Below are 12,591 nucleotides of genomic sequence, written 5' to 3'. Positions count from 1 at the left end.
TGCAGCCGGGCGCCTTACCCTACTCAGCCTTCGAGGGTGCCGAAGTTCTGCATCAAGCCGCGGGGCTTAGCCCGTGGCAGCTCCGAACCTACATAGACGTAGCCGTGGTTGAAGGCCGCGCGGCGGCGATCAGCATCTAGGTCCAGTGCCGCCTTAACGAGGGTGATGCGTGATTGCTGGGCCACCAGCGCATCAGAATAGCTCTCAAGCGTAGCAGCAGCGTCATGGATACCATCAAGCTCAATTTCATTTGCCCACCATTGCGCTACGGCGATTTTGGCAGGGCCGGCCTTGAAGAAGCGGAATGGGCCAGCGCCTTGAAATCCAGCCCCCAGCATAATCAAGCCAATAAGCACGTCAGAGAGTGTCAGCGTGGCCAGGTAGTCGTCATCAAATGTGATGCCTTTGCAGTGAACACAGATAGCGCCAATCAACGCCAAGGGCGGGAAAACACTTAGGGCCGGATACCGTTTAAGGATCCGGTCCGACACACTCTCAAGACGCTGGGTCTGAGCTGAAGACGCCGCAGGCAACATTTCGGCAATTAGAATATTTGCAATCGCCGCATGCTGATATGGCAAAAGCTCGTTCCTACAGATCATGAGGAGCTCGCCGTTCTCCGCAAGCTTGTGCAACAACTCATGCGCAGACTGTTCCTTCCTGGCGAGAACACTGGTAGCTCGATCCTGAAAATCCAACGCTTTGGGGGGAACAAACACCTTGTTCGACACATCATGTGCGAAGGCAAACCTGTCACGATCGTTGACAGCAGGGCCGGGACGGAAATCCGGAAAAAGCGAGGGCATGTCCGACTCGTTCAGCCATGGTGTGGTTTCGTAGTACGTGCTAGTGAGCTTACCGTCAGCGCGGACCTTAATCGCTTTGCCGTCAATAGCCCAAATGTCTTGTTTTGTCCCGAGATAGGGCTGGACCATGGTGCGATACCCGGCGTAGAGGTGCGGGAGAAGCTCGAGATCTTCCGTCGGTACCATCACTTCTTTGCGGGGGTCGAAAACGGCACCAGGATTGCGGATGCCAGGCTTCAACCTGTATACCGCATCGTCACCCTTTGCAGGCTGAATCAGAGGGTCCAGCAGGGAGGAGCCGCCCTGGATGTAAGCCCCTCTCACTACAAACGAAAGGCCCTCTGCTACCTCCTCTTCAGTGAGAAAAAGCCGCGGCAGAAACCCCCCATGTGTCGTGTGCCTAATTGCACGGCCAATACAACGCCCGGATTTTTCAAAGAGCCAAACCACTTCATGATCAGAAACGGTAAGGCCATTTTGGATGTGCTGCGACAGCGGTACCCATGACTGAGGGATGAGAGTTTTGCTCAAGAAGTTGTCGATCGCTTCCTCACTGCCGGCAGGATAGAGCTCTTCAGGGTCAACGATTGACCGCTCCAGGCGGGAACCCCGGATAGCGTCGTACATTGCAGTGAAGCAAGCCCAGTTGAATGCACGGCCGTCCTGGCGCACACACAGGTCGTAGGCTGGTGCGCCAAGTCTAAAGAAACGAGCCTGTTCCTCGTGCCAGTTAACGCCAGGAAGTCCGGTTTCAGTATCACCTTGTTGGTCGGCAATCTCACACTGCCCCTTCAGACGGTCCTCCTGCTGACGCTCAACCGTGTACTGGTCAAAGCTCAACCCACGAAGTCGGGCCCGGCCAGCGCGCAGCCAGGCGTCGACGAGGGGGATATCGGCATCGAGATGCAGCTGGTAGGCGAATAACAGTTGAATGTCAGCCCGGGTGATCGACCCTGCAGCAGGAACTGGACCGCGACCGAGGCAAGCAAAAAGCTCGTGCATGCCGCTATACAAGGCGAGCTTCGCGAAGCGCTCCTTGAGCAGGTCAGGATTTTGGGTGTTTAGGGTATCTAATCCGCGGTATAGGCGTTTCACAATACCTACAAATTCACGAACGTCAGACCTTAGAAAAACAAGGCGGCCAAGAGTAAAAGGGGGTCGGTTCATCACATGTTCTCAGAAGTCGCACGAGCGAAATGCCCATGCCTACGGGTATGCACGATGACTGCGGTTGCTGGCTGACCTGGTCGGTGTGCACAAAACCGATACTTCTCGGTGTGACAGATTCCCAGTAATGCGGATGCTTCATGTAACTCAGCGTCTTGAGATCACTCGTATCAAGCCACAACGCCAGCGGCCCTTTTCAAGACCCGGCAAGCATAGGGGATAGGAAATACGTCTGGCAAGCGGGAATGATCGACAGCGACATAGAGCGGGTAGGTAACGCAGAGGTGCGACCGGGGGTAATTCAGAAGACCACTAGTAGGCAATGGCCGGTCCCCAGTGGCGATGCACGGTGGAGAGTCCTCTCGAAGCGACTATCTTGGCGTAGCTGGCGCTGATACCAAGCCACGTTGCCCCCTTTGCGTGGGCCGTCGATTACAGGCCATTTCCAAGTACGGCCGGCTCACTGACCTGCAAGCTGGGTGAATTGACGGTCGACTAAAGGAGCAAAGACTGTATTGTGGCAACCAGAACTCGTAGGTTGCCTATCCTCTCCTATGCCATCAGAAGCAGAACTGGCCGTCTATACGCGGCGGTCGCAGATAACCTACGAACCTGAAGTTTGGTGTTTTGCAGCCCGAGCGCTCCGAGCTTCGATTTTCGCCCAGGCCTCCTCGACGCTTTCGGTATGCCCGCAGTGATCGCACTGATAGCCACCCCAGTCTGGATTCGAATCGCTTTCGTGAAAAGTCATTGCCCTGAAATGACAGGTAGGCACTGGGTCATCCCGAGACGCCTCATGAGCAGCGGCGAGGTCTCGCAGGGATTGCTGAAACTCTTCGAAATTTGCGTCTGGATTCACGAGCCACCCTCCCAGCCACACTCTCCAGCTTCTCTGTTCGGTACCACCATTTCCGGTGTCATCGGATGCTCCTCGTTCATAATTGCTGGACAGCTTAACGTGTCTTACCCCACCGCCCAGGGGGTGGCGAGGCAGCTGTCTATCGGGTATCCGTCTCGAGGCGATTGACCAAAACCCACCTTCGTTATCTACTGTATATCAATACAGTTATCTTGAAGTGACGCATCGTGCTTGTAACCAGCATTCGCCAGATTACCGAGTCAGAGATACCCGGGCTGCTCCTTGTACTGTCAGGTACGGTTGCAGGCGGATTTCCGAGCCCGGCTGCAGACTACTACCTGCCGCCTATCTCCTTGGATGAGTTGGTCGAGCTGCGAGCGCCGCATGTCTTTCTTGCCGAAGCTGAGGGGGACAGCATGGCCCCGGCAGCAATTCTCACCCGCACTAAACTGATCGTCGATCGAGCACGAACCCCATACGCTGGGTTGGTCGTCGTCGCGTACGTCGACAATCAGCCAGTCGTAAAGCGGCTCGCTAAGAGGAGCGATGACACGCTGTTTCTCTCTTCCGACAATCCAAATTATCCTCCCATTGAAGGGGAAAACATTGATATTTTCGGAGTGGTTACTTGGAGCCTGACGCGCCATGTACCATAACAGACCAACATATGCCTTGATTGATGTTAATGCGTTCTACTGCTCTTGCGAAAGGCTCTTCAGGCCGGACTTAAAGTCAACTCCAATCGTCGCACTCTCGAACAACGACGGCTGTGTAATTGCGCGCACCGCAGAGGCGAAAAAGCTGGGGGTCGCAATGGGAGATCCGTACTTCAAGATCAAGCCATTACTTAAAAAACATGGAATTATCGCCTTTTCTAGCAATTATGCTCTTTATGGCGACATAAGCTCCAGAGTGCAACAAACCATAGAGAGCATGGTGCCACGAGTCGAAGTATATAGTATTGATAAGAGTAAGTTGTATAGTGCGGACGCCTAAGCTATTGAGTTCTATCTATGGACATTGTTAAGCGTCCCAGGGGCGTTGAATGGCGACGCTAGAGCGCATTCATTTCGTGCCCCATTACCTCGTGCGCAGAGAGAACGCCGTCGCATACTCCCCCAGTAGCAGCCGGCCATCCATTGAGGGCTTGCCCCAAATCTTTTGGGCAGACTATGCACCTTGGAGGGAGGCAAACCTGTGGGCAGTGGAGCGAGCAACGACTGGTGACGCTTCTCTTAAGACCGTTGCCAGTAACATGAATGGCCTTCTCAATTACGCTAAATTTCTTGAATCTCGTGATTTGCAGTGGTTCGAGTTTCCCGCTCGCAAAGCTGACCGCTGCCTGGTGCTATACCGAGGGGCGTTGATCAAGATGCGCGATGCCGGCCAGATCGGCCCATCCACGGCGTCTGAGTACATGCGCAATTGCATCATGTTCTATCGGTGGGTAAGGCATAGGGAGCTTCTTTCTCCACACGTCCAGCTGTGGCGGGAAAAACCCTACGTCGTTAAATACTTCGACCGGGTGGGGTTCGAGCGAACGATCAGCGGAACCACCACCGACCTCAGCATCCCGAACCGTAAGCGCCCAGGCCAAACGCTTGAAGATGGGCTGTTGCCAGTCTCGGAGACCGATCGCGATGCAATTCTGGATTTCGCCGCAGAGAACGCCACGCCCGAGCTCTACCTCATGTTGGCCCTTGGATTTTTTACCGGGATGCGGCTCGGCAGCATCTGTGATCTCAAGATTCAGTCTCTGGAGCGCGCCGCCCCCGACCCTTCCGCTGAAGGGCTTCTACGCCTTGCAGTTGGTCCAGGCGCAGCTCCGCCAGTGCACACGAAATTCGGTGTGACTGGCCAGGTCTGGATACCCGAAGCGTTGCGTGATGAATTGCTGGAATATGCCAAAGGCTGGCGGAGGATGGAACGAGAGGCGAAAGCCTCGCCCGAGAATCGTGATTTGCTGTTCTTGACCCGCTTTGGTAACGCCTATGGCAGGCGCGGCACCGATCAGTCATCTGCTGTGAATGTTGAGATGTCCGAGTTTCGAAAACGGGGCGTCAAAGCAGAACTACAGGTGCTCCGTAAATTCCGCTTCCATCAGTCGCGCTGCACCTTCGGTACCGAATTGGCACGTCTGGCGCTATCGGCTTGTGCCGATGTCGCTATTGTAATTGCGACGGTCAGCGACGCGTTGCTCCATGGGCCTAACTCTGAAGCCACCACCTTCAAATACATCCGATTCGTACAGGCACTGCCGATCAAACAAGCCCTCTCAAATAGCTTCATGGCGGCATTTAGCGGGATCGGCGCTGGGGCGCGGCACGATGGATAGTTCCGAATTCGACCTCACTTTCCCGATGCTTGAGTATGGGGCCACTGAAACGCCCTGGGACCTCCGGCCGCTGCTGTTTCGCGGAGGTGCAGCAGCAAAGGTGAAGCATGTGGGCCGCCAGATCGCGCAGGGCGAACTCGGCAGTCCCTTGCCGGAACGTTTCGAGCTGGTGACGCAGCTGCATGAGCACATGACTGACGACCTTGCTGGTGGCGGAAGTCGCTTCTCGGTGCAGAACAAGATCAGTGCATTGCGCCGATTCTTTGCCTGGATCGATTCAGAAAACGTGAATCTCAGTCTCGAGACGGCGGCCGACACGTTCATTCGTTGGACCGATCACTTGCTCCAGCGTCATCGAGTCGAACGCAATTTCAGCGATGGGTCCCTGTACGATCTCACCAGGCTCACGGCGACGATGCTGGACCGAGCATTGGACCGCCAAGCAAGCCTGAGCAAGAGCACACGTATTCGCAAGCCGCGCGGCAAAGGCAAGGTACATACGAGCAAAGCGGACAAGCAGAATCTGCAAAACACCTTCGCATTCGGACACCTTCTAGCTGACGTATGCGAGGCATTGACCTGGAGGGGGACAATGGCCCCCCTCCCAGTTTGTATTTCGTTACGCACCGGCCAAGTGCTGGAACTATGGTCGGGATTGCAGAGCCCCGAGAAAGTAGCGGCCCGCCGTACCAGGCCGCAAAACCAAGCGCAAATCGAAGCATCCCTGGCGGCGCGTGCCGCCCACGATGCAGATCGGACACTGCGGACCCGTTTCCCCATCGTCAATTTACGGATCGAGAGTGAATTGCTGATGTTCATCGCCCAGACCGGTCTGAACCTCCAGCAAGCACATACCCTGCGGGTTGAGCAGTTTCATTACACCAGCCACATAGACGGCTACCAGGTACGTACCTACAAAAATCGACGGGAAGGAGAAGTGCTATTCGAGATCTTTGCCAGTTATCGAGAGTGGTTCGAGCGCTATCTCGAATGGCGTTCCGAATGGTTTCCCAATGAGCCGGATGGTTTGCTCTTTCCGCTTATACGTAGCGGGGGACGAATCCTAGAAGAGGCGACGCAGTTCACGAACGTTACGCGCATCTGCCGCGAGCTTGGCATACCGATAGTGAGACCGCGAAAACTGCGCGGGACGCGCATCAACTGGTTGCTTCGGGAGTCCCAGAATCCCCAACAGGTTGCGGAGTTGGCCCAGCATACGGTGCAAACGCTGATACGCGTATATGCCGACCCCCATCCGCAGATCGCTATGGTGGAAATTACGCGCTTCCATCAGCAAACCGATCCGTCCCTTTCACCTCCTGCTCCTGGTAGATGTGTATCGGCCACACCTGAACCAGTGGGCACGATGCCGAAGAATGGTCCGCGACCCGACTGCATCAATGCTGCCGGTTGCCTGTTCTGTACCCAGCACCGGGATATCGAAAGTGAGGATCATGTGTGGTCTCTCGGTAGCTTGCGCCACCTCAAATCGCTTGAACTGGCACGCTACCGCCCATCCAGTTCGGGTAAGCACCTGACGACAGAGCATCCGGCCCTGCTGGTGATCGATCGGCTGACGGCCAAACTGCGCTTCTTCGAAGAAAGTAGCGAGGTCCGCAGGCTTTGGGTCGAAGAAGCCAGAGCGCGCATAAGTGAAGGTGACTACCACCCGGCCTGGGATGGCTTCATCCGATTGGCAGAACTGCGACAAAGATCAGCATGACGAAAAATATTCTTTCCGAACTTGGCCTCGGCATCGACTCGCCCCTAGCGATTCCTGATGCGCCGAACTACCGTCCGCCGTGCTGGCCACCGCAGCGTGATTGGCCGGTCATCATAGATGCCGCTGGCCAGGTGGTGAGCCGTTGGGGCGATGCCATTTGGCGGCTCGACCCATGGGCGGGAAAACGGCTCACTCTCAATTTCGGCGATGGCCCAGCTAAGAAATATGTCGCCGCGATCGATCCTGCGAACGCCGATTTATTGCGGACCGTAATCGGCTGGTGGCTATACGGCCCCAATGGAGCCCGTGGATACCGAGGCCTGAAAACGCGCTTCGACCAGATGCGTCGGCTGTTCGTCTTGTGCACTCAAGAAGGCATTCTCGCATCCGAACTGAGTCATTTTCCGCGCGTTGCCGACCGTCTCCCGGAGGTGCTCCAGGCTTCCCGGTCCGGTGAGTTCTTGGCATTGCTGCACGAACTGTACGAGCGGCGGGATGCGCTGGGGTTCACCTTGTTGGATCGCGCAGGGTTGGCACGCCTCGCAGCGGCCATGCCCGACCACCAGAAGCTCCAGACCCCCTATATCCCGCCCCGCATTTGGCACTATCAAATCACACGCTTGCGCGAATGCCTGGATGACTTTTTGGCGCATCGAGGCCAAGTCGAGGAGTGCTTCCGCTTCTGTCTGGCTGCCTATCGGCACAACTCTGCCAGTCTCCAAGGACAACGCAGGCCACAATCGTTCTATCCGTTTCAGTGGCCGTCGGATGGATCAAACGGAAAGTGGACTGGGCGGCAGTACTACGGCCCATTCATCGACACCGCGCATCGGTTTGGCATGGTGGAACTATTTCGTCGCTGGCTGGGAGTGAGCGACGACGAAATTCGCATTCAAACTCTGAGTCGCTACCTCAACCTCGTGAGTCGATCTGGACTGTGCTATCTGCTGAACTTCAGCCTCATGCGAGTCGAAGAGGCTTGGAACCTGCGCGCCGATTGCTTGCACATAGAACGTGATCCGCAGTTTGGCGACATCCATGTATTGTGCGGACGAACGACCAAGACGATGTCGGATTCTGAGGCACTTTGGGTGACGTCCCCGTCAGCTCAGGTGGCAGTTGAAGCCATGCGTGTGGTCGCAGACCTCCGCGCAGAATGCGACTCTCCCCCCGGCGAGGCCTCGGTGCCGGATGATCCGGCCAAGCGCTATCTGCTTGATTATTGCCTTGAACCGTGGGGAACGAAGTTCACCAAGATCAACCGCACGATTCGGCCATCGATTCCGAGCTATGCCCATGTGCTTCAGTGGTTCGACAAGCTGTTCGACCGTGAGCAATTGCGCATTACGCCGGAAGATTTCGAATTGGCTCGGTTGGTGACGCCGACGCTGACCGACGAGTTTGCGGTCGGCAAAATCTGGCCGTTGGCCTGGCATCAACTCCGACGAACCGGCGCAGTGAATATGCAGGCATCCGGGCTGGTCAGCGACGCTTCATTGCAGTTTCAGCTAAAGCACGTCGCCAGAGCGATGAGTCTCTACTACGGGCAAAACCATTCCAGGGTACGGCTGGAAGAGAAGGCCCATACCTACTACGTCCGCACCATGTACGAAACTTTGGGTAGGCAGCTGCAACAGCTGACGAGCAACCGATTCGTCAGCCCCCACGGCGAGAAGCGAAAATCTGAGATTGTCCGCCTAATCTCAGCCTCTGATGCTAAGAAAGCGATCAATCTGGCTAAGAAGGGGACGGTCACTCATCGACCGATTTTGCTGGGCATCTGCACGAGCCGTACCCCCTGTCCCTATGGGGGCATCGACAATATCGCTCGCTGCGGAGGGGGCGACTCCCCCGGAGAAACCAAACCATGTGCGGACGTTCTCTATGACCCCGAGCAACTCGACGAAGTCGAAGTGTTGGAGGCGGTATTGGATGAGCGCCTGGCCGCTGCCGAGGTAGACAGTCCGCTAAGGACTTCGTTGGAAGCCCAGAAACGTAGTGTGGAGAATTATCGCCATGTCATCCGGCAAACATGAATCCGCTGACCCGGCTAAGCGAATGAGTGCCGGCGAGCAGTATCGCGCAGCGTTCGAGCGGCTGAAGAGCAACAAGCCCGAACGACTGCCGAAGGGGACGCCCGTAAGTCAGAACAACGTTGCCAAGGAGGCCGGCAGCGACCCCTCTGCACTGAAAAAAGCTCGTTTCCCCCTACTGATCGCTGAGATCCAAAAGTACGTGGAAGGACACGCTGAGCAACGTCCGCCATCAGTGCGCCAAGTCAGCTTATTAGCCCGCAGAAAAAATCGTGGACTTCGAGAACGGATCGAGGAAATCACGCAGCAGCGTGACCACCTAGCCAGCCTACTCAGTGAGGCCGACGCCACCATTCTTGAGCTGTACGACCGTATTGCGGACTTGGAGCGCCAACTGCCGGCCTCCAATGTGCTTCCTCTTGATCCGCGAGGCCACAAAAAACTTTGAAACGGAGAGCTCGCAATATTCGAAAGAAACACAGCCATGCCCGACCAGCCCGGCATGAAACGTCGGGCTAGCCGCCGAAGAGCTTCTTGCGTTGCGCGGTCCGCTCCCGGCGTAGATTCTCGTAGGCAGTTCGGCGTTTAGTCGCGTTTTTGATTAATTCCAGGACCTGGGCGATATCGCCGAGCAACTCCTCACGCGCGGGAAGCGGTAGTTGGCGCTCGCCTGGGGTGTCGTGGGCCTCGGTAGCTTCGCAGGCCCGCGCATACACTGCCAGCAACTGCTCCCACTCCTCTGCGGGGTGGCCAATGACAGCACCAAATGCTTCTACGCTCACCACATCGCTGAACGGCTGGACGGTATTGTTCAAAAAAACCTCGCGTATGGCGCGCTCGACAGTGCCTCGGAGGCTTGAGTATCCCGATGCGATTTGCCGCTCAAGCTCATCATCCGGGTCGCTGCCGACCGGAACGTTCAGTGCTTTCGCACGACTTTCGAGATCGGCCAGGCGGGCCTTGGTGTCCATCGTCGTCCACGTCAGCCCCTCGCTCACTAGTCCCGGCGACTCGTCCCAACCGATGGTCTTGTAGCTGGCCGAGCGATCAGCGCGCTGAAGCGCCATCGCGAGCTCGGTCAGGAACACCGCATCATGGGTGAACACCAGCACTTGGCGGGTCTCAGCCAGCGCTACCAAACGCCGAGCTATGGCCCGACGATATACGTGATCCAGCGACGTAGACGGATCGTCGAAAATAACGGTCGAAGTATGTGGCAGGGATTCGAGCTCGGCGAGGAACATAGCCATCCCCAACGCGCGCTGCTCGCCCTCTGACAGCACCTTGGAGGCTTTCGCCGTGATTTCCTGCAGGCGCAGCGTGACCTTGGTCACCCCCAGCTCTGTGCGCCCGCTCAGGTCGGGTTGCACCCGTCGCTTATAGCCCAGGGCTTTCAACTCAGCATTCATAGAAGCGGCCAGAGCCTCGGTCACATGCGTCGCCGCCAGGGACGTCAGTTTGCGTGACACTGCCGCTGGGTTGAGGGCGGCATGGCAGCGGCTCAATGTGGCATGGACCTGACTGTCCTGAACAAAGCGCTCCACCGCGCCAAGCTGGTTGGCGAGGCGTTGTCGGGCTTCTAGCTCTGCCAGTTCTTGGGTCAGCGCCAAGCGTAGAGCGGGATCGGCAGAGGTCCGCAGGGTATTGGCGTCGACTCGGAGCGAAGCAGCTTTGGCGGCGAAGAGACTATCGAGGTTTGCTTCGATAGGAAGCGGTTCTGACTCGGGGGACCAGTTTCCAGTTTGCAGGGCTTGGCTAACCCAAGTATGCCGGGCGGTCCAGACCGATGCCGCTGCGGTGATGGCAGCGTGTAGGTCGGGCAGTCGCTCCTCCACGTCAGCCCGTGTTGGCACATCCAGAACGTTTAGATCGACAGCCTGCACCTTCCCTAGAGCGTTCATGCGCGCAAGCGTGGCGGCTTGCGCATCCGCCGTGGCGCTGTCGGCGACAAATGCCGCGAAACGCCGCATGCGCTCCGAGGCATCCGTTGAATAAGGTTGCTGGCAGAGTACGCAGTAAGCGTCCGGTTCCAGGTGCGGGAAGGGATGTTCAGGGTATGCCGTCTGCTGAGAGAAAGCCTCAGCGGCTCGGTACATCGTTTGCCAGAGTTCAGCTCCTGTGCCTTCCAGCAGCGTGGCGGTGGGTGAGGACGTTACCGGCAACTCCATGGCGTTCAGTGTGTCTCGATCCTGAAGACGCGCTTGCGCCAGTTGCATGGCGAGATGCGCGGTTTTTTCCGTTGTAATCAGTTCCTTTGCCCGTGCTATGGCACGATCATTCACCCAGCGCTGGACTTCCTCGGCTCGACGCTGCGCCTGGTCCAAGCGTGTCGCCAAACGTTCCAAGGCCAGCGCCTGCGGCACAGGATCGCTTTCCAGTAATGTCCGCTTCAGAAACTCCAGTCGCCGGAGTTCATCGTCACCGACCGTCCCTAATCGAGCAAGCACGGCGCGGTCCGAGTCCCCACCTAATTTGGCGATGTAGCGGCCGACTTCGGTGTCACCCTTCAGCGGTTCGAATTGCCGGGTATCCAGAGCCAAGGCATTGCGTTCGGTCCCAATCCGTGCCTGTAAATCACGCTGAAGTAGGACCAGGCGCGTCAGATGAGTGAGTCCGTAGGGCTGAAATGCAGGGGTCCCTTCCGCGTCGATGTAGTCATTGGCACAGGCCGCGTCGTAGACCGAGACCGAACTCAAATGCAAATGGGCCGGCCCGTTCTGGACCCAACGTGCGGTTTCCGGAGTGCCATCCACCAAAATGGCGAAATCTGCTGATGGCAGTCTAGCTGGGGTTGCCGCCCCAAAAGCGTCGGGCAGGACCTCCACCCGATGCCGAGCGTTGCAGGCATTCTTGAAGACGCGGGCGTAGCCGGATTTGCCGGCGCCGTTATGACCAAAGAAAATGGTCATGCCCTCCGGTGCGAGGTCAAAGGCACGACCGGACGGGAAGCCGTTTACCTGGTCTAGCCCCGAGACACCCACCAACCGCACGGTTGCGCCACTTCCGGCGCCTGGTACGTCGTCCAGCGTGAATGGCCGTGCTCCCCCCGTGGTTGCGTCTTCCCGTTCTTGCTCGCGAACCATTCGCAGAATGGTCTCGATGTCATCTTGGGTTAGTTCGGCCCGGGCAAATATCCGGCGCAGTGCTTCCTGCTGCCAGGGTCTGAGTCCGCCGGCCCACCCAATAATCTCGTCCAACAATGGCATATCCGTCTCCTTTCCAGATCCGCCGATTAAAGGCCGCGCCCAGTTGGATGGCAAGTGGCCAGCGCCTTCGAGGTGCTTCGCCGTGTTCCGTTTGCCTGCCTTCCTGACCGCCACCCTAGTGGCTTGTCCGGTCGTGACGCTACACGGGCAGAATTTCTGCATGCTGGCCAGTATCAAGCCGCTCTAAAGTCCGCTACCGGAAAGCGCTGTTTAGCGGTGAGAGACGGGGAAAGTGCGGAAGCTACTACCGACGCAAGCGATGTGGTGAGCAGTCCTCAGGTATGTGCGAAATTGCACTCCTCTTGACCACCAATTTGGGTTGGCGTTGACCACGGATTGCGTTCAACTTGACCAGGGCGTGTCACTGTCACGACCGTCAGAGAACGGCCGATTCTGTTGAAAAAGTAGGTTTAGCGGCGGCCTGCCGATCAGGTGTGCCTGCTGTCGAAGTGACTGCAAGCC

General features: G+C 57.2%; 7 protein-coding genes and 1 pseudogene. 6 read left to right on the top strand and 2 right to left on the bottom strand.

Annotated features, from left to right (window positions below; genetic code table 11):
* Window positions 1–23: 23 nt before the first annotated feature.
* Window positions 24–1,973, bottom strand: a complete 1,950-nt coding sequence (locus KY379_RS22840; protein WP_084852243.1) for a hypothetical protein — start codon at window positions 1,971–1,973, stop codon at window positions 24–26.
* A gap of 1,086 nt (window positions 1,974–3,059) precedes the next feature.
* On the opposite strand from KY379_RS22840, the gene KY379_RS22835 reads away from it, so the two are divergent.
* The 6 genes and pseudogenes from KY379_RS22835 (at window position 3,060) to KY379_RS22810 (ending at window position 9,371) form a co-directional block, all read left to right on the top strand.
* Complete coding sequence (locus KY379_RS22835; RefSeq protein ID WP_084850860.1) at window positions 3,060–3,488, top strand: LexA family protein; 429 nt, start codon at window positions 3,060–3,062, stop codon at window positions 3,486–3,488.
* Window positions 3,478–3,804 (top strand): annotated as a pseudogene (locus tag KY379_RS22830) (DNA polymerase V subunit UmuC); the annotation flags it as partial. The gene KY379_RS22835 and the pseudogene KY379_RS22830, both read left to right, overlap by 11 nt.
* Before the next feature lie 73 nt (window positions 3,805–3,877).
* A complete protein-coding gene (locus KY379_RS22825; protein ID WP_034039555.1) occupies window positions 3,878–5,167 on the top strand; it encodes a site-specific integrase in 1,290 nt (429 codons plus the stop codon).
* Complete coding sequence (locus KY379_RS22820; protein WP_034039553.1) at window positions 5,160–6,890, top strand: site-specific integrase; 1,731 nt, start codon at window positions 5,160–5,162, stop codon at window positions 6,888–6,890. Before KY379_RS22825 ends, KY379_RS22820 begins: the two co-directional genes overlap by 8 nt.
* Window positions 6,887–8,926, top strand: coding sequence for a hypothetical protein (locus KY379_RS22815; protein ID WP_034039551.1), 2,040 nt, complete (start codon window positions 6,887–6,889; stop codon window positions 8,924–8,926). Before KY379_RS22820 ends, KY379_RS22815 begins: the two co-directional genes overlap by 4 nt.
* Window positions 8,907–9,371: a hypothetical protein gene (locus tag KY379_RS22810; protein ID WP_023443007.1), complete on the top strand. Its 465-nt coding sequence runs from the start codon at window positions 8,907–8,909 to the stop codon at window positions 9,369–9,371. Before KY379_RS22815 ends, KY379_RS22810 begins: the two co-directional genes overlap by 20 nt.
* Window positions 9,372–9,438: 67 nt before the next feature.
* Here KY379_RS22810 and KY379_RS22805 read toward each other — a convergent pair whose 3' ends face one another.
* Window positions 9,439–12,129, bottom strand: coding sequence for an AAA family ATPase (locus KY379_RS22805; protein ID WP_058131653.1), 2,691 nt, complete (start codon window positions 12,127–12,129; stop codon window positions 9,439–9,441).
* Between the last annotated feature and the right edge of the window lie 462 nt (window positions 12,130–12,591).

Origin of the sequence: Pseudomonas sp. HD6422 (assembly GCF_025377065.1) — a bacterium.
GTDB classification, from domain to species: Bacteria; Pseudomonadota; Gammaproteobacteria; order Pseudomonadales; family Pseudomonadaceae; genus Aquipseudomonas; species Aquipseudomonas putida_U.
This window is presented reverse-complemented; position numbering and strand designations above follow the sequence as displayed.